This window comes from Staphylococcus cohnii subsp. cohnii, assembly GCF_002902365.1.
In the GTDB taxonomy this organism is placed as follows: domain Bacteria; phylum Bacillota; class Bacilli; order Staphylococcales; family Staphylococcaceae; genus Staphylococcus; species Staphylococcus cohnii.
Genome location: NZ_PPQC01000044.1, coordinates 58,932 through 82,220, shown reverse-complemented (window position 1 = coordinate 82,220; position 23,289 = coordinate 58,932). Strand labels below are relative to the sequence as shown.

The following is a 23,289-nucleotide window of genomic DNA, read 5'->3' as shown; positions in this document are numbered from 1 at the left end:
TTAAATATTATTATCAATTATTACATACCACAAAATATAATTTGCTAATCATTTTTTTGAAAAAAATATATTCTGCCATAATAAAAAAAGTAAGAATAATAAATGTACAATAATAAAGGCATACCAATAAGGTGTTAATAACGGCATGATTGTAAAAGATAATACAATAATAATTTGCCCAATCATTACTGGTTTACGAATACGATTCAAGATTTTAATTTGTTCTTTTTCATGTGTTTGAAATGTACTATAGAACAATAAAGTTGCACCTATGAGAAAAATAGCTGGAGCTAAATACGGAATGGACATATAGTAAGAATCTTTACTTGTATCGTATGAAAGGATTAAAGATGTACTCATGATAATCGTTAAAATAAAACCAATAAATTTTTGATCAGTTATCACATATATTTTTGTTTTTTTATTGAGATACAATTGCAATAATGTCCAAATAACCAATTGAGTGCAAGTGTAAAATGTTATGTAATCGTATTTACCAACAAAGACTAAATTGATGATACTGTTAATAGTTATTGATAAAAGTATAGAGCTAAACTTAAGTTGTTTGAAATTCTGACGATATAAATCAATACCGAGTATGATTACTACCGTAGCTATATTGATGATTATATTTATTAGCATGTTGCTCTCCTAACCTAGATACTTCACTGCAACATTATATCAATTAAGTTAGATTTAATCATTTAATAACAGTTGATGTTTTAAAAAATTATAAGTCATCATCTGACATATTGTAAAAATGTTATTATTTTTAATAATTATATTTACAGTGACAATCATTACTATATTTAATGTACAAAAGAAAAACCGATTTATTGTATAGACAAAGAGCATTATACAACGAACCGGTTGATTTACTCAATTTAAACACCTTTTTTATTACTCCAAAGTAATGTGTGTAATTGAGGTAATACATATACATTATTCATATCGCTACTATCCATAACACGATTAACAAGGGCTTCATATAATGAAAGTAACTTTTCTGTATGAGATTCGACATATTCTCCATCTAGGTATGGATTCCCAACTTGTAAATAAAATGGCACATTAGGATATCTATGATGAATCATTTTTGCGAATTCAAAGTCATCGTCATCAAAAATAACTACCTTGAGATTGAGTGTTTCTGGCTTACATTTAGCAATGACGTCATCTAATATAGGTAAATTTGGTTTCATCATTGAGCTAGGTGGTTTTGGACTAATTGTTAAATCATCAATTTGTGTCATCCATGGCTGGAATTTGCTTCCTTGGGTTTCTAGAGCGCTTTGTATGCCTTTTTCTTCGAATAAATCGACTAATCCTTGAATGCCTTTTATTAAAGCAGGATTACCTCCTGAAATTGTTACGTGGTTAAATGATTCACCCGCAATGTCATATAATTTCTCATAAATCTCTGTGGCATCCATCATGCGTATATCTTCTTTAGCACTGCCGTCCCATGTAAAACTTGAGTCACACCAACTACAACGATAATCACATCCAGCTGTACGTACAAACATGGTTTTACGACCGATTACACGGCCTTCACCTTGTATCGTTGGACCAAAAATTTCAAGCACAGGTATTTTACTCATGATTTAGCTCCTTTGGTCGATATATGACATAACTTGTTGGTGTTTCTCTAACATAAACTTGTAAGCATTGTGGTTTGTTTGGTCTTTGATCTAATGAGGACTGAACCATCTCATATATCGTTTGTGCAACAATTTCAGTCGATGGACTTTTACCTTTAAATTGAGGTAACTCATTCAATAATTGGTGGTCGAATTGTCCGTGAACGAGCTGCTTCAATTCACTAAAATTCACTAAAAATCCATTATGGTCTACGGTATCTCCACCGATTGTTAAGTTGACAAAATAAGTATGTCCATGCGTACGCATGCATTTTCCAGCGTCTTCACTTGGAATATAATGTGCAGCTGAAAAATTAAAATCCTTATTAAGTTCAAATTGGTAATTGTGGTTCACACTCGGATAATTTTGTTGGAACATATTAATTCGCTCCTTTTTCTTTTAAATAAGCATTAAGACCACGTGCGCGTAATTTACAGGCAGGGCATTCGCCACAACCTTCACCAATAATACCGTTATAACAAGTTAACGTTCGATTTCTAACATAGTCTAATACACCGAGTTCATCACTCAATGCCCATGTTTGTTTCTTATCAAGCCACATTAACGGTGTGTGAATAACGAAATCTTTATCCATAGAGAGTGAAAGTGTAACGTTCATTGACTTTATAAAGTTATCCCGACAATCAGGGTAACCAGAAAAGTCTGTTTCACATACGCCTGTGATAATATGTTTTGTATTAGTTTGATAAGCTAGTGCGCCAGCAAATGATAAGAACAGCAAGTTACGTGCAGGTACAAAAGTGTTTGGCATGCCGTCTTCATCTTCATTTATATCAATGTCATGTTGTGTGAGCGCATTAGGAGTGAGTTGAGATAATAGTGACATATCAAGTACATGGTGTTCTACTGCTTGCTCCTTGGCGATTTGTTTTGCAACTTGAATTTCTGTATCGTGCCTTTGTCCATATTCAAAAGTCACTAAGACTACTTCATCAAAATGTTTTTTTGCCCAAAATAAACAGGTTGTACTGTCTTGGCCCCCGCTAAAAACGACGATGGCTTTATTATTGTTTAATGGCTGTTGTGTCATTATAGTTTACACTCCTTAAAATATCGTGCTAGCTTTGCCATATAAAACTTATGACGCCATAAAAAAACGCCTATCTCTATAAAAAGATAGACGTCGTTCAAGTGTCTAGTTTTTTATAGAGGGTGTCAGCTAGAAACCTCTGTTATATTTATACCGTGACTAGAATAATACATTTAAGCTGTAAAATCAAGTTGAGATTTGGGATAATGACTATATTAGAACAATATATAATTATAATTGAGGTGATTCAATGCTACTTGTAATCGATAATAAAGACTCATTTACCTATAATATCGTGGACTATCTCAAACAATGTTATACAGAGGCAATCACAGTGATTGATGTGGATGAAATTAATATAGAAAAGCTGATCAATATGAAACCCTCAGCAATTGTAATATCGCCAGGGCCAGGAACGCCGTCAGATTATCCGATTTTAAATGAAGTCATAACACAATTTATGAACCATGTGCCGATTTTGGGTGTGTGTTTAGGGTTTCAACAAATTATTAGTTATTTTGGTGGGCACATCGTAAAGAACTATAAGCCTATCCATGGACATACAACTTTAATTACGCATACAGGCAAAGGTATTTTTAAAAATTTACCAAAAGCATTTAATGTTATGCGTTATCACTCATTAATGGCTGATATACCTACATTTCCTGCTGAGCTAACCGTGACAGCAACCAATGATAAAGGGATTATTATGGCTTGTGAACATCGAGCATTTGCTGTTTATGGTGTCCAATACCATCCTGAATCATTTTTGAGTGAATACGGTATCGACCAAATTAAATTATTTATTGAAATTGTGGAGGCACATCATGCAAGTAAAATTTAATTATCAATATTACATAAATGAAACCGAAACCGAAACTTATCAATATCTATTTAAACAATGTGTATGTAAAAAAATAGCATATCAAAAGCAGGACATTGGAGCAGTCATTCAATTTGCTGAATTACATCAAAGCAAAGGGCAATATGTAGCTTTATATTTACCGTATGAAGCGGCAAGTTATTTTAATGATCAGTTAGCAACAGTAACTTCCGATAGTGCATTTGTTTATGCTGCTGCATATGTATTTGAAGCAGTACATGATAGCATAAATGAACAAAATGGCACATATCAGCGTAAATATAACTTTGAATTTCAATATGCACATGCGCAAATGATTGAACATATAAAACAAGTACAAAAAGCGATTGTTGAAGGCAATACATATCAAGTTAATTATACAACAAGATTGAGCGATGATATACAAGGCCCAATTTCTGAACTTTACCATGTACTACAGGGTGGGAATCATGGACATTATTCTGCACTGATTGATACAGAAGAAGTTCAAATTGCATCATTATCACCAGAGCTATTTTTTCAATATGGGCCCTTTAAAAATCAATCAAATATTGTATTAAGTAAACCCATGAAAGGGACCATAGCTAGGGGAGAAACAGAATTAGAAGATAAGGAACATTTTGAAAAATTAAGAAACTCTACCAAGGATAGAGCGGAAAATGTAATGATTGTTGATTTGTTGCGTAATGATATAAGTAGAGTAGCCAATACTGGAACAGTTAAAGTATATCAACCGTTTCATATTGAAAAATATCAAACAGTTTATCAAATGACATCCATGGTAACTGGACAATTACCAAATCATATGTGTTTATTACGTGTTCTCGAAGCCATTTTCCCTTGTGGTTCAATTACCGGTGCACCGAAACTGAACACAATGAAATATATTAAACAATTAGAGCAAACACCAAGAAATGGTTATTGTGGAACGATAGGCTTATTGCTACCTGATGGGAAATCTATTTTTAATGTACCTATTCGTACAATTCAATATATTAATGGGAAAGCTGTTTATGGCGTTGGCGCAGGTATTACCATTGATTCTGATCCAGAATCTGAAGTGCAAGAATTTATTGATAAGACAAAAATATTGGAGAGATTATAATGCAGTTATTTGAAACATTACGATTAGATTCTGGCAAATTTTCAAGGCTGATGTATCATTACGACAGAATAAAACATTCGGCAAATCAATTCCAAATGACTTTCGAAGATGCGCAATGGAACAAAACGATTTCGGAAATTAAAGGCTTATATTTTACAGGAACTTATAGAGTGAAAATTATATTACACTCTAACGGTATTTTTAAATATGAAGTTGCGGAATTACCTCAAAAAGATAGCTTTACGGCAAAAATTGTACCTTCACCTCAAATTCAAGATAAACGAGTGCTTACGAATAAAACAACAAATAGGGATCATTTAGCACATAATCATGAAACTGATCTCATCTTACTCTATGACAAATCAGGAAAAATATTAGAATTTGATATTGGAAATATTATGATCAAAGAGGGAAACTATTATTATACACCAGCATACAATGAAGACTTTTTAAAAGGGTGTAAGAGACAAGAATTAATAGAAAAAGGTAAATTGATAGAAAAAGATTATAGTTTGACAGATTTTAAGCAAAAGTTAAGGCGGAATCAAATTCAAGTTTTTCTGATAAATAGTTTGAGAGAGGTTGCCGATGTTGTAATAAATCTATAGAATATAGAAAGTATAAGAAAAATATTAATTTTAATTCTTATAATTGTGATGAAACGTTGTTGTGAGCGTGTTTGATGCCAATAGTTGGAAATATCAAATATGCCACACATAGATGTAGTTTAACTGTATGAGTTGAATTAAGATCAACAAAGTTATACGAGTTTTAAAAAATCTAATGTCAGCAAGCGAGGCAAAATAATGATATTGATTTGGCTCTTATTAATTATCGCGCTAATCGGCCTTACAAAATGGTATGTAACCTATTTAATGAATCAACATAAATATTCTGCTACTAAGTTAATCGTCACTATTTCATGTGCTATTCAGTTGATATTTATCTATGGTTTAGTTAAAGAATTAATACGCTACTTAATACAAATATTAAATGTATTTTATCGATAGTCACAATAGATGAGGTGAATTTATGAAGATATACAGTCAAGGTGACCAAGCAATTGTGGTTTCTATAGAAAAAGAAGTCTCCAAAGATTTAACTGACGATTTACTCGCGTTAAAAACATATCTTGTTAACAAAAATTATCCTTTTATTACGGAAATTGTGCCAACAGAGTCGGATATGATGATTTGCTATGACGCCAGAGATATGATTAAACATCACAACATAAAATCACCATTTTTATATATGAAAGCATTGTTGCAATCTGTTCAATTAGAAATAAAACATGTAGAAGAGACGTCTGAACCAATTCAAATACCTGTCGTATATGGTGGTGAATTCGGTCCAGATTTAGCGTCTTTGCTAAAATATTATAAAATGGGTTTTGACAAATTTGTAAAATTACATACAAATTCGAACTTTTTCGTATCAATGATGGGCTATTCTCCAGGATTTCCATATTTAACAGGGATGGATAAGCGTCTATTTGTAAATCACACAGGTGGTAAAAAAGCATTTATTCCTGCGGGATCAGTGATTATTGAAGGTAAGAAAACAGGTATTACTACGATTGATACTTATGGTGATTGGCTAGTGATAGGCTATACGCCAGTTGAATTATTTAATCCACATCAAACAGATTTTACGACTTTAAAATTAGGAGATAATGTGCAATTTAAGGCTATGACAGCAGAAGCATTGGATTTAGGGGGATTTAAACCATGTCAATCATAATAGAAAATGAAGGATTGTTCTCAAGTTTTCAAGATTTTGGTCGTATCGGTTTTGAACACAATGGTGTAATCCCAAGCGGTGCTTTAGACCCATTGTCACATGAAATTGCTAATCGGTTGGTAGCCAACGATAAACATGAAGCAACATTAGAAATGACCAATAGAATGGCTAGTATTCGTTTCACTGAACCTACTTTAATTGCATTAAGTGGCGGCAGTTTTAAAGCCAAAACTTCTAATTTAAAAGTCTTACCTAATAAACTTTATTTAATGGAAAAAGGTGATGTACTTGAGTTTACAGAAACTTCACGGACCTCAAGAGTTTACTTAGCCGTTGGTGGAGGATTTGAGTTAGACGAATGGCTGGGTTCTACATCTACTGATTTTATGTCTAAACTAGGTGGTTTTAATGGTCGCAAATTAGAAAAAGGCGATGAAATCAATATGAAACGTGATTATACAGAACGTCACCACAAACTTTTTGAGAATCTTGAACATACACATCAAACAGATTGGGGTATAGATGGCTATGCACTTTCTTTTAATTATATGTCAGATGTATTTCATGTCATTAAAAACAAAGGAACAGAAGATTTTAATCAAGATGCTTTAAATCGTTTTATTTATGGGGAATATAAAGTGACAAGTAAAGCGAATAGGGTGGGCATGTATGTTGAAGGTCAACCTGTTAAAGCATTTTATGAAGATATGCCTGCACATCAATCTGTACAAATAGGAACGATTCAAGTTAAGAGGGACGGTACACCTATTATATTGTTAAATGATCATTACACATTAGGCAGTTACCCACAAATAGGGACAATCGCCAGTTATCACTTAACGAAGTTAGGCCAAAAACATCCCGGTACTAAGTTGAAGTTTCAATTCATAGATGTTGAAACTGCAGAAAAGAATTTAATAAAATATACCAATTGGTTAAATCAACTGTTTCATGGTATTGAGTATAGAATGCAATTAGAAATGTTAAAATAGTATACACAAAAAAATAAACGGATTTTTGTATAGTAATACGTTGTGAAAGTGTGCATTTAAAATTAAAAATCTTTTATCCATAAAATAATTATTATATCAATATGTCTTTTGGTTAATGAATTTTAGAATGTAAAAAACCTTAGGTAATAAATTACCTAAGGTTTTTTACATTAGATGATTTTCTCAATATACATAAATCTTAGACAAATGTTTAACTAAAATATAGTTCTGAAATTTTATTTGTGATACATAATTAGTGATTATTCGATAAACATTTAGATTCAGTGATTAATTCTTAAATATTTGTACTCATTTATCTAGTATTATAAACGGTGATCGTGTTGAATATGATAAGATTAAGTAATTGCATAAGCCATTCAGTATAAATTAACCATTATTTAAATAGGTCCAAGGCCTGATTAATTTATTAAATAGAGCAAGTATAATTATAAAGGAAATTTAAATTTTAATCTTATTTTAATCACGTATTCACAATAGGTTAATGATACCTTCATAAAACGGTTAAATCAGCGTTTTTAATTAAAAAAAGTGTGTTTTTACTTGATATTAGACAAGAATTGCTTTATATTTATTAATTGAACTATAATCGTTTTATTACAAAGATGTTACAGAGTGAATGCAGTGTAAAAACGATGTAAAACTTAATGAAACGCATTAACATAATTTACATTACAACAAATATAATTTTTCAAAAAGAATCAATAAATTTCATTAAAAATAAAAATTGCTACTTTATAAAAATAAATTAGTGACAAAAGGTAAAAAGATGTGTTTTAGAAGAAAGATACAGGATGTCACCCTATTTTTCTTATTTAAATTTTAACTTTCGCAAATAACGATAAAGACATTGTTAGATAATATAAGCTACACATTAACAATGATTACAAAGTATTTTAATTGGGCTAGGTATTAGCACCAACTTTTATTAATTTATATCGGGGGAACAGACATGAGTCTACACAAAAAGAAACTAACTCTTTTTGCGTTTTTTATTTTAACTGTATTAACAGTTACTGCTAAAACGTATTTTTCATACTATGTTGACTTTTCTTTAGGTGTTAAAGGGTTAGTTCAAAATTTAATCTTATTAATGAATCCATATAGTTTAATTGCATTAGTATTGAGTATTTTCTTATTCTTCAAAGGTAAGAAAGCATTTTGGTTTATCTTTATAGGCGGTTTTATTTTAACCTTCTTATTATACGCAAATGTTGTATATTTTAGATTTTTCTCTGACTTCTTGACTTTTAGTACATTAAATCAAGTAGGTAATGTTGAATCAATGGGTGGTGCTGTATCAGCTTCATTTAAATGGTATGACTTTGTTTACTTTATCGATACAATCATTTATTTATTTGTATTAATATTTAAACAAAAATGGTTAGACAAGCGTGTGTTTAGCAAAAAATTTGTTCCAGTGATTATGGCAGCATCCGTTGCATTATTTTTCTTAAACCTAGCTTTTGCTGAATCTGATCGTCCGGAATTATTAACACGTACATTCGACCATAAATATTTAGTTAAATACTTAGGTCCATATAACTTCACAGTTTATGATGGTGTAAAAACGATACAAAATAATCAACAAAAAGCATTAGCAAATGAAGATGATTTAACAAAAGTCTTAAATTATACGAAACAAAAACAAACACAGCCGAATCCAGAATACTTCGGAGCGGCTAAGAAAAAAAATGTGATTAAAATACACTTAGAAAGTTTCCAAACTTTCTTGATTAACAAAAAAGTAAATGGTGAAGAAGTTACACCTTTCTTAAATAAACTTTCTACTGGTAATGAAGATTTTAGATACTATCCAAACTTCTTCCATCAGACAGGACAAGGTAAAACTTCAGATTCAGAGTTTACAATGGATAATAGTTTATATGGTTTACCACAAGGTTCGGCATTCTCACTTAAAGGTGACAATACGTTCCAATCATTACCAGCGATTTTGCATCAACAACAAGGTTACACATCTAGCGTGATGCACGGTGATTATAAAACTTTCTGGAACCGTGACCAAGTTTATAAACATTTCGGCGTAGATAAATTCTATGATGCAACGTACTATGATATGTCTGAAGAAAATCAAGAGAATTTAGGACTGAAAGATAAAGAATTCTTTGATGAATCAGCAGATTATTTAGCGAAAGAAAAAGAACCTTTCTATAGTCATTTGATTACACTAACGAACCATTATCCGTTCACTTTATCTCCAGAAGATGCATCAATTGATAAACCAAATACTGGTGATTCAACAGTTGACGGTTATGTACAGACTGCGAGATATTTGGACGAATCGTTAGAACAATTTGTAAATGAATTGAAGAAAAAAGGCGTCTATGATGATTCAGTTATCATGATTTACGGTGACCATTACGGTATTTCAGAAAATCATAACAAAGCAATGGAAAAATTATTAGGTGAAGATATTACACCAGCTAAGTTTACAGATTTAAATCGTACAGGTTTCTGGTTGAAAATCCCTGGTAAAGAAGGTACTGTTGATAAAACATATGCTGGACAAGCAGATGTAATGCCTACATTACTACATTTAATGGGTATTGATACTAAGAATTATCTCATGATGGGTACAGACTTATTATCAAAAGATCATAATGATACTGTACCGTTTAGAAACGGTGACTTTGTAACGAAAGATTACAAATATGTAAATGGCAGAATATATGATAATAAAAATAATGAGCCAGTAACAGAAAAACCTAGTGATTTTGATAAACGTAAACAGCAAGCTGAAAAAGACTTGCAAATGAGTGATGATGTCTTAAACGGTGACTTATTGAGATTTTATGATAATCCTGACTTTGATAAAGTGAAACCATCAGATTATAAATACGAAGTAGGTCCAAAAGGACAAGAGAAAAAATAATAATTATTTAAGCCCTAATCCATTTTTAGATAATGGATTAGGGCTTTTATATATGCAAGTGTATTGAATGGTGTCTTATAATGCACATGATGATTGTATTAAATTATTTAATATGAGTGAAGTTTAAGAAGTGCGGGATAGCGGATTAATCCATTTTACGAGCAAGTACTTACGCTTAAAATAACAAGAAATAAATGCTAAAAAGAGATGGGGTATAAATCACCATTCTCAAAATAAGATTTCCTGAGACATATAGTTCTTGAACAAATGTGAGGTATTTTGGCGAGACGCATGAGGGAATGGGACAAGCTGAAGATTATAGGATGAAGCTGCCCTCCCTATGAAAGCGAGGCAACAATACGAAGTGTTGAATAAAAAAATAACACTCAGATGAATTGAATTCAATCATCTGAGTGCTATTTTCTGGGTTTTATGCCCCAGATTGTTTGTTTTGATTTTGAGACGATTGTCCCAGGCTCATCATTTTTTATTTGAAGAATGGATCCAAGTTATTTCTTTTTCTTTTACCTTTTATCCAAGTGCAACGTCTAAAATCATCATAATAGTAAAGCCTAGCATTAAACTTAATGTTGCTAAATCAGTGTTATTACTAGCTTGAGAATCTGGTATAAGCTCTTCCACAACAACAAATATCATTGCTCCAGCGGCAAAAGCGAGTGCATAAGGTAACATAGGCGTAATGAAAAGAACTGCAGCAGCGCCTATTGTAGCAAAAATGGGCTCAACAATTGCAGATGCTTGTCCATAGTTAAATGCTTTCCATCGTGAAGCACCAGCTGCTCTGATAGGCATTGAAAGCGCAGCGCCTTCGGGGATGTTTTGGATCCCGATACCAATTGCTAAACCAAGTGCACCTAAAAAAGTTGCTTGTCCATTACCAGCTACTACGCCACCAAATGCTACACCAATAGACAGACCTTCTGGTATGTTATGCAATGTAATGGCTAATACAAGTAATGTATTTTTATTGAGTTTTTTCGTTCCTACACCTTCTTGGTATTGGTTAGTGTCTTGGGTGTTTGGGTGAATGTGTGGAATAACTAAATCTAACGCGCGTATAAAAAAACCGCCCAATAAAAAACCTATTGCTGCTGGTAACCATGCAAAAGATGAACCAGAACCGTAATCGATTGATGGTTGTAATAGAGACCAGAAACTTGCAGCAATCATAATGCCTGCAGCAAATCCTTGCATTGAATTCAGTATTTTATCATTTACTCTTTTGAATATAAAGACTGCTGCAGCACCTAATGCAGTCAATAACCATGTGATGATACCTGCGATTAGTGCTTGGATAAAAGGAGGTAAGTCTTGGAAAAAATCTGACATAAGCTACGCTCCCTTGTATCATTTGAGTTCAAAAAGGTGTATAATATATAGAACTGAAATTAAGTTTAACAGAATTAATTATAATTTTCGATATTAAAAAGGATGTTGGACGATGGAAGCCTACAAAATTGAACATTTACATAAATCTTACGCTGATAAAATCATTTTCGATGATTTACATCTGTCTATTTCTGAAGGAGAAAAAATAGGTCTTGTAGGTATTAATGGTACAGGCAAAAGTACTTTGTTAAAAGTAATTGCTGGTTTGGATGAAGATTTCGAGGCAGAGGTCTCACATCCTAATGCATATCGCATACGTTATTCGTCTCAAAAACAAGAGTTTGAAGGAGATTTAACTGTTTTTGAAGCGGTATTAACGTCAGAGACAAAGACACTTCAGGTGATTCGCTCATATGAAGCTGCTGTAACAAAATATAGTGAGACGCAGAATGAGACAGATTTTCAACAAATGATGCAAGCACAAGAAGCAATGCATACATATCAAGCTTGGGATTATAGTGCTGAAATTAAGACTATTTTATCAAAGCTAGGCATCAATGATACGACTAAAAAAGTGAGAGAACTTTCAGGTGGGCAACAAAAACGTGTTGGTCTTGCTAAAACACTTATAGAGCAACCGGATTTATTACTTCTGGATGAACCTACGAACCATCTAGATTTTGAGTCAATCAACTGGTTAATTAATTATGTTAAGCAGTATCCGCATACAGTGCTGTTTGTAACACATGATCGTTACTTTTTAAATGAAGTATCATCTCGCATTATTGAATTAGATCGTGGTAAATTAACTGCTTATCCAGGTAATTATGAAGATTACATCGCACAACGTGCTGAAAACGAAATTGTTGAGCAAAAACAACAAGCGAAACAGCGCGCATTATATAAACAAGAATTAGCTTGGATGCGTGCAGGAGTAAAAGCGCGTTCTACAAAGCAACAAGCACGAAAAAATAGATTTAAAGATTTAGAACACGATGTGAAAAATCAACAACAACAAGATAAAGCATCTTTAAATCTTGCGTATTCACGTTTAGGTAAACAAGTTTTTGAACTTGATAACGTGTCAAAACGTATAGGCGATAAAATATTATTTGAACATGTCACTGAAATTATTCAAAATGGACAACAAATTGGTATCGTTGGACCAAATGGTGCTGGTAAAACAACATTGTTAAATATTTTGAATGGTGATGACCAGGCGTTCGAAGGGGAATTGAAAGTTGGTCAAACCGTTAAAGTTGCTTATTTCAGGCAGACTGAAGCTCGTTTAGACAGGGACATCAGAATGATTGATTATTTGCGTGAGGAAAGTGAAGTAGCGAAAGAAAAAGATGGAACTGCTGTGTCAGTTACGCAATTATTAGAACGCTTTTTATTCCCAAGTGCAACACATGGTAAAAAAGTTTATAAATTATCAGGTGGAGAGCAAAAAAGATTGTACTTATTAAAATTATTAGTGCATCAACCTAATGTTTTATTATTAGATGAACCGACTAATGACTTAGATACAGAAACGTTAACTATTTTAGAAGATTATATCGATACGTTTGGCGGCACAGTTATCACGGTGAGTCATGATCGCTACTTTTTAAATAAAGTTGCTCAAGAATTTTGGTATATTCATGATGGAAAAATAGAACGTATCATAGGAAATTTTGATGACTATGAAGCATATAAAAAAGAGATAGATAAATTACAAACGCAAGAAAAACAACAAGCTAAAGTGAAACCAACGTATGAAAAGAAAAAGAAAAAAGGTTTATCATATAAAGAAAAACAAGAATATGAAACAATAATTGCGCGTATTGAAACAACCGAGCACAGATTAGAAGAAATCGAACAAGAAATGGTTGAAGCAAGTTCTGATTATGCTAAAGTAAAAGAATTAAATGAAGAACAACAAAATCTTAATATGTTGTATGAAGAAGATATAACAAGATGGAGCGAACTTGAAGAATTAAAAGAACAATGAGGGATTATATAACATGGAAGCAACATTATCACATTATTTTGGCTATGACACATTCCGTCCAGGTCAAAAAGAAATTATAACTAAAGTAATGGATCATCGTAATGTGCTTGGCGTTTTACCAACTGGTGGGGGAAAATCAATTTGTTACCAAGTGCCAGGGTTAATGTTGGGTGGTACGACAATCGTAATCAGCCCATTAATTTCACTTATGAAAGATCAAGTTGATCAATTAAAGGCCATGGGGATTCGCGCAGCATATTTAAATAGTAGTTTGACTCAAAAGCAACAAAAAGACATTCAAGCACAACTAAAAAGTGGAGAAATCCAATTTTTATATGTTGCACCGGAACGTTTTGATAATGCTAACTTTATGCGTTTATTACAGCAGTTAGATATACATTTAGTTGCCTTTGATGAAGCCCATTGTATTTCAAAATGGGGACATGATTTTAGACCAAGTTATCAAGAAGTTATTCATAAGGTTTTTGCCTTGCCACAAGATTTTTCAATTGTAGCATTAACAGCAACGGCTACAATTGAAGTGCAAAAAGATATTATGGATCGCTTAAATATCGACAAGCATGACGAAATTAAAACAAGTACGAAACGACGTAATTTAATATTTCAAGTTAATCCAACGTATCAACGTCAAAAGTTCGTACTAGAATATGTTAAAGAACATCAAAAAGAAGCAGGCATTATTTATTGCTCGACACGTAAACAAGTAGAAGAACTACATGAAGCACTTGAAAATAATAAAATTAGTAGCACAATATATCACGCTGGTTTATCCAATAAAGAGCGTGAAGCAGCGCAAAATGATTTTGTATATGATCGCGTGCGTGTCGTTGTAGCAACGAACGCATTTGGTATGGGGATTGATAAATCCAATGTGCGATTTGTGATTCATTATAATATGCCTGGTGATTTAGAGTCTTATTATCAAGAAGCGGGGCGTGCTGGTCGTGATGGATTGAAGAGTGATTGCATACTTTTATTCAGTGATAGAGATATTGGGTTACACCAATATTTCATTTCATCTTCAAAAGCAGACGATGATTACAAAGAAAAAATGGGTGAAAAATTGAATAAAATGCTGCTATATACAAAAACTAAAAAGTGTCTAGAAGCAACACTTGTACATTATTTTGAACCTAATGAAAAACTAGAAGAATGTGAACAATGTAGTAATTGTGTTAGAGAAAATAAAACATATGACATGACGAACGAAGCTAAAATGATAGTGAGTTGTATTGCACGTATGAAACAGCAAGAAAGCTATAGTGTCATTATTCAAGTTTTAAGGGGCGAAGACTCTGATTACATTCGTTATTGTGATTATAATCAATTGACAACGCATAGTATTATGAAAAACTATACGACTTCTGAACTCAGTCATCTTATTGATGAATTGCGATTTAAAGGATTTTTGAATGAACACGATGAAATATTAACCTGTGATGTTTCTGTAAAGGAACTGCTTAATAACCAAATTTCGATATATACAACACCATTTAAACGCAAATCAAAAGAAAAGGTTAACATCAACACTGTAGAAGGTGTAGACCGTGCTTTATTCGATGAATTAGTTGCTGTACGTAAACAATTAAGTGAAAAATTAACTATTCCACCAGTAAGCATTTTCTCAGATTTTACTTTGGAAGAATTTGCTAAGAGAAAACCAGAATCAAAACAAGATATGATATTAATTGATGGTGTTGGAAGTTATAAATTAAAACACTACTGTCCAATATTTTTAGAAACAATACAATCTTATAAAGCTCAAATTTAGTTGAGCAAATAATTGTTTTTAGAATATATAATCCCATATACTTAATTTTAATGGTATTAGTATTTTACATTGAAATGATTGCAAAAAATACGAAGTTAATTTGACAACTATTAATATACTATACAGGCACAAATGTAATAGTATTATTGACTAGTTTGAATTAACTTCGTTTTTGTTTTATCTAACTATGATTAAAAGGGTTAAAGTGTTAGTAAATCGGTTATGTGTTAACTATGTGAATTTTTTTAACTGATAGTAAAGGCAATGAGAAGAGTGAGGGTGACAAATTGATAGAATTTAAAAATGTTATGAAACGTTATGGGGATAAGAAAGCTGTAGATAATCTTAGCTTTAATATAAAAGAAGGTGAATTTTTTGTTTTAATCGGACCTTCAGGTTGTGGTAAAACAACAACATTAAAAATGATTAATCGTTTAATTTCATTAACAGAGGGATTTATTTATTTTAAAGGGAAACCAATTAGTGACTATCCAGTTTATGAAATGCGCTGGGATATTGGTTATGTTTTACAACAAATTGCATTATTTCCGCATTTAACGATAAAAGAGAATATTGCACAAGTACCACAAATGAAAAAATGGAAAGAAGCAGATATTGATAAACGTATAGACGAGTTATTAAAGATGGTTGGCTTAGAGCCAGAACTATTTAAAGATAGAAAACCAGATGAATTATCAGGTGGACAGCAACAACGTGTTGGTGTAGTACGTGCATTAGCTGCAGACCCACCAGTTATTCTGATGGACGAACCTTTCAGTGCATTAGATCCAATTAGCAGAGAAAAGCTGCAAGATGATTTAATAGCATTACAGCAAAAAATTAAAAAAACAATCGTTTTTGTCACACATGATATACAAGAAGCGATGAAGCTAGCTGATAGAATTTGTTTATTAAACAAAGGACAAGTAGAGCAAATAGATACACCTGACAATATGGTTAATCATCCTAAAAGTGATTTTGTAAGACAATTTGTTGGGGATAAATCACTGAAAATAGAAAAAGATATAAAACTATCAGAACTTATTGGTGAATTAACAATTAATGAACAGGAAGCTACCAAAGGCTATCCTATTGTTAATAGTAACGCGTCTATTAAAAGCATTTATAGTGATTTGGCTAACCACGATGCAATCATTATTAATGATGATTCAACTGCTACACAGCATGTGCTTAAACGCGAAGATATGTTTAAATATCTATCGGAGCATACAGGGGGTAGTCAAAAATGAATGAATTAATAAATACACTTTCAGATCGGAAAGGACAATTGTTAACTACGATATTTGAACATATCCAAATATCGTTTATTGCATTGCTCATTGCTGCAGTAATTGGGGTACCCCTGGGCATTTTACTCACAAAGACACGCAAGGTTTCTGAGATTGTGATGAATATCGCTGCCGTGTTACAGACAATACCATCATTAGCTTTGCTTGGTTTGATGATACCGCTGTTTGGTATTGGTAAGGTACCAGCAGTGATCGCATTAGTAGTTTATGCATTGTTGCCGATATTAAGAAATACATACACAGGTATCAATGAGGTAGATAGCTCGTTAATTGAAGCAGCCAAGGGTATCGGTATGAAGCCAGGACGAAGATTAACGAAAGTGGAATTGCCAATAGCCATGCCAGTAATTATGGCAGGTATTAGAACCGCTATGGTATTGATTATCGGTACTGCTACATTAGCAGCTTTAATTGGTGCAGGAGGTCTTGGTGATTTGATTCTTTTAGGTATAGATCGAAATGACACATCATTGATCATTATTGGTGCGATTCCTGCGGCTTTATTAGCAATTCTATTTGATTTAGTTTTACGTTATATGCAAAAACTGTCCTATAAAAAATTGCTTATTTCCCTTTGTGCAATTATTATAATACTGTTATTAGTGATTATTGGACCAATGTTTGCTCAAAAAGGGGATAAAATTACATTAGCAGGTAAACTTGGGTCAGAACCATCTGTAATTACAAATATGTATAAAATTTTAATTGAAGAAGAAACAGATGATACAGTAGAAGTGAAAGATGGCATGGGGAAAACCTCATTCCTATTTAATGCCTTGAAGTCTGACGATATAGATGGCTACCTTGAGTTTACGGGTACTGTACTTGGAGAGTTAACAAAAGAAGACTTGAAGTCTAAACAAGAAAATAAAGTATATCAACAAGCAAAATCAAGTTTAGAAGATAAATACGATATGACTATGTTAAAACCAATGCAATATAATAATACTTATTCATTAGCGGTGAAAAAAGATTTTGCGAAAAAGCATAATCTTAAAACGATAGGTGACTTAAACAAAGTGAGCGATCAAATTAAACCAGGTTTCACATTAGAGTTTAATGATCGTGAGGATGGTTACCCAGCTGTTAAAAAAGCATATGATTTAGATTTCGGTGACGTGAAGACGATGGAGCCGAAATTAAGATATCAAGCAGTTGAAAGCGGAGATATTAATTTAATCGACGCATATTCAACAGATGCTGAATTAAAACAATACGATATGGTTGTATTAGAAGATGATAAAAAAGTATTCCCTCCATATCAAGGTGCGCCTATGTTTAAAACATCGTACTTAAAAGAGCATCCTGAAATTAAAGCACCGCTTAATAAATTAGCAGGTAAGATTTCTGATGAAGATATGCAACAAATGAATTATGAAGTTACAGTAAAAAAAGAAGATCCATATGAAGTAGCTAAAAACTATCTAGAGAAACATCATTTAATTGATTAATTCATAAGACAATACGAGTTTAACAATGCATTTTATTACGGACAAAAATGCATTAAGTTGAACTCGTATTTATATTTGATTAAATTCTAGCTTTAAAAATTAAGTTACATTGATTTTCAATGGAAATAAGGTATATAATGGTTACTAAGTTTTGAAATTTCTGTAAATTTAAGGAGGCCCGAATCAACAATGAAAAAACAAATCGAACAATTATCAGCATATCAACCAGGTCTATCACCAAGAGCACTAAAAGAACAATACGGGATTGAGGGTGAACTTTATAAATTAGCTTCTAATGAAAATTTATATGGACCATCACCTAAAGTGAAAGACGCAATCAAACATCATTTAGATGAATTGCAATTTTATCCTGAAACGGGTTCTCCGTTAATTAAAGAAGCGATAAGTGAACACTTGAATGTTGACCCAGCACGTATTTTATTTGGTGCAGGATTAGATGAAGTGATATTAATGATTTCACGTGCTGTTTTAACCCAAGGAGATAAAATTGTTACAAGTGAAATGACTTTTGGTCAGTATTATCATAATGCCATAGTTGAAGCGGCAGATGTTGTACAAGTCCCACTAAAAGATGGTGGATTTGATTTAGAAGGCATACTTTCTGAAGTGGATGACTACACTAAACTTGTATGGTTGTGTAACCCTAATAATCCTACCGGCACATACTTTACACATGAAGAGTTGCAACGATTCTTATCACGTGTGCCTCAAGATATACCGGTAATTATAGATGAAGCCTATGTTGAATTCGCAACAGCTGAAGACTTTCCGAATTCATTAGCTTTACAAGAGCAATTTCCAAATGCTTTCTTACTGAGAACATTTTCTAAAGCATATGGATTAGCCGGCATGCGTATTGGCTATGTGATTGCTGCTCAAGAAGCGATTGAAAAATGGAATATTATACGACCACCATTTAATGTAGGTCGATTATCAGAACACGCTGCACTTGCTGCGTTAGAAGATCAAGATTATTTAGATTCTATTCGTGAAAAAAATGCACAAGAAAGAGCAAAATTCTTTGATTCAGTTAGTAGTCATAAATTAAATCCAAGCCAAACGAACTTCATTTTTGTGAATACGTCGCGACCTCACGAATTATATGAGGCATTGTTAAAACAAGGGTGCATTACAAGAGAATTTCCGAATGGTGTCAGAATTACGATTGGTTTCCCTGAGCAAAATGATAAAATGATCGAAGTATTAAATAACTTTGATTTATAAAAAGTAGTATTTATAACGTTCAATAAATTAAAATGTATAAAGCTTAAACTATATAATGAAAATAATTAATTTATATAGTATATTATGATATGCTCATATACAATTTTGGTTTCATTGAACGTTTTTTGCTATACTAATAGTGATAAACAAGATCATGTTCTAAGATGACTAATGTAATCATGCGTGATCTTTGCTAATGAACGAGAACTTAAAAGGGAGTAGAGTACGAGATGACTAGAAAATCAATTGCTATTGATATGGATGAAGTACTTGCTGATACAGTAGGTGCATTGATTGAAGATGTGAATAAACGTACGGATTTAGGAATAACATATGATATGTTGGATGGTAAAAAATTACGTCATGCTATGCCTGAACATGATGGGTTATTGCATGAAATTTTACGCGAACCAGGTTTTTTCAAAAAATTAAAAGTGATGGCACATTCACAAGAAGTGGTGAAAAAACTAACTGAGTATTATGATGTCTATATTGCGACTGCCGCAATGGACGTTCCTACATCGTTTCATGATAAATATGCATGGTTAAGAGAGTATTTTCCGTTTTTAGATTCACAGCACTTTGTTTTTTGTGGTCGTAAAGATATCGTGAACGCGGATTATCTCATAGATGACAACCCTCGTCAGTTAGCTATATTTACTGGTAAACCAATTATGTATACAGCATCACATAATGTTAACGATGATCGTTTTACACGCGTGAATGATTGGTATGATGTTGAAAAATATTTCTTAGGGGATCGTGATTACGATATATAATATAAATGACATGAATGTGTTTTTGGTGTTTAAATATGAAATTTAATGATGCTTTACTTAAAATGTGCGGACATCTGAATATGTCATGAGTGAGAGATTATGGGCTATCTATATTTCAAGTAAGTAAATATGATTTAACACTAAATTCAAAGGACGAATCCATATGTATGTGGATTCGTCCTTTTTTATTAATCATTATATATAGTGTATTTATTCATATTCATTATCAGGTGTGTCTTCAGGTAACGTTAAAATTTGAATTGCTTTTGGTATAACTTCGATATGGATGGGTGTTTTTAATGCAATTTCGCCATCGATATCTACTTTCATTTCAGGTTTAGTCTCTATTTTGATATCTTTGGCTAATAAATGCTGAATACCTTCTGTCATGTGGTTCCAGTTCATGCTGTCTCTTTGCTTAAATATATCACTCAGTACACTTGAACTGTGTTCTTTGAAGATAAATAAATTCAGATAACCATCACTAGGCGAAAGGTCTGTTAATGGTATGCGACTGCCTCCTATAAATGACCCATTAGCAACAACAAGCATGGCAGTATTACCATCAATGACTTTACCATCAACGGTTAATTGATAATCAAAGTGCTCTGGATTAAGTAAAGTTTTAACAGTAGACCCTACGTAGCTCAATTTCCCAAAAATGTCTTTATTGCCATTTTGAACATTTTCTGCATTTTGAACAATGAGACCCAATCCAGCAAAGTTTAGTGCATACTGATCATTTATTTTCATAACATCATAAGATTGTAACTCTGATTGAATAAGTTGTTGACTGGCTATTTTATGACGTGGACTTAGGTTTAATGTTTTAACGAAATCATTAAACGTACCACCTGGAATAATACCAATAGGGATATTCAATTCATGTTGCATCATACCATTGATTAATTCGTTGACAGTACCATCTCCACCAAGGAGAAAAATGATATCTACATCGTCACTGTAACTTTGGTCTTTAATCTTCTGGCAAAATCTTATGATATCACCTTCATCTTCACTTAGTTGGATTGACAGATGTTTACAAAACGTAGTTAAAGAAGCTGCTACATCTCCCAGTCCTCGATATATATCTTTAATACCACTATATTCATGATAAAATAAGACACCGTGTTTGAATTTAGTATTTTCCAATTTTTTCACCATATTCTTTTAAATTTTGTTGCTTATTCACTTTACCCATATTTCTATAGTTATAAATATATTTTGGCGGGCGAAACATCTATTTCATTTCAAATGATTTCTTCGCACTATTATACAAGGATAATTAGGTCGATGTTTATCTGAGCTTTAGGGCATGGAAAAAGCCCACTAACTCAATAAATTGAGAAGAGGGCCTTTTCCATGCGCTACTTAATGCCACGCATACCTTTGATGATTTTTGGTACAAATGCTAAAACAATTAAACTAACTACAACTGCAATACTACCTAAAAATAGGAAGTAGTTTTTGTGTCCAAGAGGTTCGATTAGTTTTACTAATGTACCATTTATAGCCTGTGCACAGGCATTAGTTAACAGCCATAAACTCATCATCTGTGTGTTGAAAGCTTTTGGAGCAAGTTTAACTGCTGCACTGTTACCTGTAGGTGATAAACAAAGTTCACCGATTACACAAATGATATAAGATAAAATAACCCAGTTGACACTAATATCGGTACCGCCAGCTGAATGACCGATAAAACCAATCATTATGTAAGAAGCACCTGCTAATATTGCGCCTAGAACAAATTTTGTGGCTATACTTGGTTGGCGTCGAGCCATTTTTGCCCAAATCAATGAAACCACTGGTGCTAGTAATACAATAAATAATGGATTAATCGACTGGAAGAGCGTAGGACCGAAATCAGCTTTCCATCCAAATATATTTAATTTCATATCACTGCTTTCAAACGCAAAGAGGTTAAGTACGTTGGCACCCTGTTCTTGAATAGACCAGAATATTACACCGAGTATAAATAGTGGTATAAATGCTATTACTCTTGAGCGTTCATCATCTGTGATTTCTTTACTTCGAATCATAATTGTGAAATATATGATTGGTAATGCCACCCCTAGTATGAGTACCGTTGTACTAACTAAGTTAAATGATAATGTACCTGTTAAGCCGGTAATTAATAATACTACTGCAATAATTAAGATGATTGCAGCAAATAAAATGCTATATTTCTTTTTCTCGCTTTTATTTAATGGGTTTGTTGGTTTTGAACCAATTTGCCCTAAATTTCTTTTATTGAAAAATATATACCATACGAGTCCAAGTGCCATACCAATCGCAGCGATTAAGAAACCACCGTGGAAATTCCCTGTATGTACAAAGCGATCTAAAATAATTGGTGAAATTAATCCACCTAAGTTAACAGACATATAGAATATAACAAAACCAGCATCTATACGTGTATCTCTATCAGGGTATAATCTACCGACAATATTTGAAATACTTGGTTTCATTAAACCAGAACCTACAATAATAAAGAACATAGAAATAAATAGTCCTATAATATCTAAAGGTAAACTTAAGAAGATATGTCCAATAATGATCAACACGCCACCGTAAAATGTTGCTGCGCGTGTCCCCGTAATTCTATCGGAAATCCATCCACCCAGCACGGATGTCATGTATATCAGTGCACCGTATACTGCCATAATAGACTGTGCAGTGCCTTTATCCATGCCGAGTCCGCCATCTTTAATAGCGAAATACATGTAGAAAATCAGCAAGGCACGCATACCGTAGTAGCTGAACCTCTCCCAAAATTCAACAAAGAATAATACGCCTAGCCCTTTAGGATGTCCAAAAAATCCTTTTTGTGGAATAGATTGAACCGCTTGTTCATGGGCTTTATCTTGATTTTGCATAAAAAACATTCCCCGTCCTTTCATACTCCCTATAAGAATGTATAAAAATGATTTTACGCTTAATTAAATTAAATTTCAATAATATTCTCAAAACAACAATATTCAAAATATTCTGATTTATTATCACTGTATATAAGCATAAATTTTTATTTAAGGATATTTAAATTGACGACAGTGTATTTTTACAAAAA

Annotated in this window: 19 protein-coding genes; 12 read left to right on the top strand and 7 right to left on the bottom strand. The window is 32.6% G+C overall.

Annotated features, from left to right (window positions below):
- Positions 1-48: 48 nt before the first annotated feature.
- From CD032_RS07640 to queC, 4 genes are all read right to left on the bottom strand, one after another.
- Complete coding sequence (locus CD032_RS07640) at positions 49-642, bottom strand: hypothetical protein (protein ID WP_019468258.1); 594 nt, start codon at positions 640-642, stop codon at positions 49-51.
- 242 nt (positions 643-884) lie between these two features.
- A complete protein-coding gene (gene queE / locus CD032_RS07635) occupies positions 885-1,601 on the bottom strand; it encodes a 7-carboxy-7-deazaguanine synthase QueE (protein WP_019468259.1) in 717 nt (238 codons plus the stop codon).
- A complete protein-coding gene (queD, locus tag CD032_RS07630) occupies positions 1,594-2,019 on the bottom strand; it encodes a 6-carboxytetrahydropterin synthase QueD (RefSeq protein WP_019468260.1) in 426 nt (141 codons plus the stop codon). The genes queE and queD overlap by 8 nt, the downstream gene beginning before the upstream one ends.
- Before the next feature lies 1 nt (position 2,020).
- The gene (gene queC / locus CD032_RS07625; RefSeq protein ID WP_019468261.1) at positions 2,021-2,692 is read right to left on the bottom strand and encodes a 7-cyano-7-deazaguanine synthase QueC; all 672 of its coding nucleotides are present in this window, start codon (positions 2,690-2,692) and stop codon (positions 2,021-2,023) included.
- Positions 2,693-2,942: 250 nt separating this feature from the next.
- Here queC and CD032_RS07620 point away from each other — a divergent pair, with 250 nt between their 5' ends.
- The 6 genes from CD032_RS07620 to ltaS all read left to right on the top strand — a co-directional run bounded on the left by CD032_RS07620 (position 2,943) and on the right by ltaS (position 10,302).
- A complete protein-coding gene (locus CD032_RS07620) occupies positions 2,943-3,536 on the top strand; it encodes an anthranilate synthase component II (protein WP_040030236.1) in 594 nt (197 codons plus the stop codon).
- A complete protein-coding gene (locus tag CD032_RS07615) occupies positions 3,520-4,659 on the top strand; it encodes a chorismate-binding protein (RefSeq protein WP_040030235.1) in 1,140 nt (379 codons plus the stop codon). The genes CD032_RS07620 and CD032_RS07615 overlap by 17 nt, the downstream gene beginning before the upstream one ends.
- On the top strand, positions 4,659-5,267 hold the full coding sequence (locus CD032_RS07610; RefSeq protein WP_019468264.1) for an aminotransferase class IV: 609 nt from the start codon (positions 4,659-4,661) through the stop codon (positions 5,265-5,267). Before CD032_RS07615 ends, CD032_RS07610 begins: the two co-directional genes overlap by 1 nt.
- A 424-nt stretch (positions 5,268-5,691) precedes the next feature.
- Entirely contained in the window at positions 5,692-6,399 is a 708-nt protein-coding gene (gene pxpB / locus CD032_RS07605; protein WP_040030234.1) for a 5-oxoprolinase subunit PxpB, read from the top strand.
- Positions 6,387-7,391, top strand: a complete 1,005-nt coding sequence (locus tag CD032_RS07600; protein ID WP_040030233.1) for a 5-oxoprolinase subunit C family protein — start codon at positions 6,387-6,389, stop codon at positions 7,389-7,391. Before pxpB ends, CD032_RS07600 begins: the two co-directional genes overlap by 13 nt.
- A gap of 970 nt (positions 7,392-8,361) precedes the next feature.
- Complete coding sequence (gene ltaS, locus CD032_RS07595) at positions 8,362-10,302, top strand: polyglycerol-phosphate lipoteichoic acid synthase LtaS (RefSeq protein ID WP_019469532.1); 1,941 nt, start codon at positions 8,362-8,364, stop codon at positions 10,300-10,302.
- Between the two features lie 531 nt (positions 10,303-10,833).
- On the opposite strand, the gene CD032_RS07590 is transcribed toward ltaS, so the two are convergent.
- A complete protein-coding gene (locus tag CD032_RS07590; RefSeq protein WP_019469531.1) occupies positions 10,834-11,652 on the bottom strand; it encodes a ZIP family metal transporter in 819 nt (272 codons plus the stop codon).
- Between the two features lie 112 nt (positions 11,653-11,764).
- Between CD032_RS07590 and CD032_RS07585 the strand changes: the two genes are divergently transcribed.
- The 6 genes from CD032_RS07585 (at position 11,765) to CD032_RS07560 (ending at position 20,222) form a co-directional block, all read left to right on the top strand.
- Positions 11,765-13,645, top strand: a complete 1,881-nt coding sequence (locus tag CD032_RS07585) for an ABC-F family ATP-binding cassette domain-containing protein (protein WP_064264589.1) — start codon at positions 11,765-11,767, stop codon at positions 13,643-13,645.
- A 13-nt stretch (positions 13,646-13,658) separates the two neighbouring features.
- Positions 13,659-15,437 carry a DNA helicase RecQ gene (gene recQ, locus CD032_RS07580; RefSeq protein WP_019469529.1) on the top strand — a complete coding sequence of 593 codons (1,779 nt, stop codon included), beginning with the start codon at positions 13,659-13,661 and terminating at the stop codon, positions 15,435-15,437.
- Positions 15,438-15,724: 287 nt separating this feature from the next.
- Positions 15,725-16,687 (top strand): ABC transporter ATP-binding protein, encoded by a 963-nt coding sequence (locus CD032_RS07575; protein ID WP_019469528.1) that lies wholly within the window; start codon positions 15,725-15,727, stop codon positions 16,685-16,687.
- Positions 16,684-18,198, top strand: coding sequence for an ABC transporter permease/substrate-binding protein (locus CD032_RS07570; protein ID WP_103211360.1), 1,515 nt, complete (start codon positions 16,684-16,686; stop codon positions 18,196-18,198). Before CD032_RS07575 ends, CD032_RS07570 begins: the two co-directional genes overlap by 4 nt.
- Before the next feature lie 189 nt (positions 18,199-18,387).
- Positions 18,388-19,443: a histidinol-phosphate transaminase gene (gene hisC, locus CD032_RS07565; RefSeq protein ID WP_019469526.1), complete on the top strand. Its 1,056-nt coding sequence runs from the start codon at positions 18,388-18,390 to the stop codon at positions 19,441-19,443.
- A gap of 230 nt (positions 19,444-19,673) precedes the next feature.
- Positions 19,674-20,222, top strand: a complete 549-nt coding sequence (locus CD032_RS07560) for a 5' nucleotidase, NT5C type (RefSeq protein ID WP_019469525.1) — start codon at positions 19,674-19,676, stop codon at positions 20,220-20,222.
- 210 nt (positions 20,223-20,432) lie between these two features.
- Here CD032_RS07560 and CD032_RS07555 read toward each other — a convergent pair whose 3' ends face one another.
- Together CD032_RS07555 and CD032_RS07550 are read right to left on the bottom strand one after the other, a co-directional pair.
- Entirely contained in the window at positions 20,433-21,386 is a 954-nt protein-coding gene (locus CD032_RS07555) for a diacylglycerol/lipid kinase family protein (RefSeq protein WP_026034811.1), read from the bottom strand.
- Between the two features lie 203 nt (positions 21,387-21,589).
- Entirely contained in the window at positions 21,590-23,098 is a 1,509-nt protein-coding gene (locus tag CD032_RS07550) for a peptide MFS transporter (protein ID WP_019469523.1), read from the bottom strand.
- Positions 23,099-23,289: the final 191 nt, after the last annotated feature.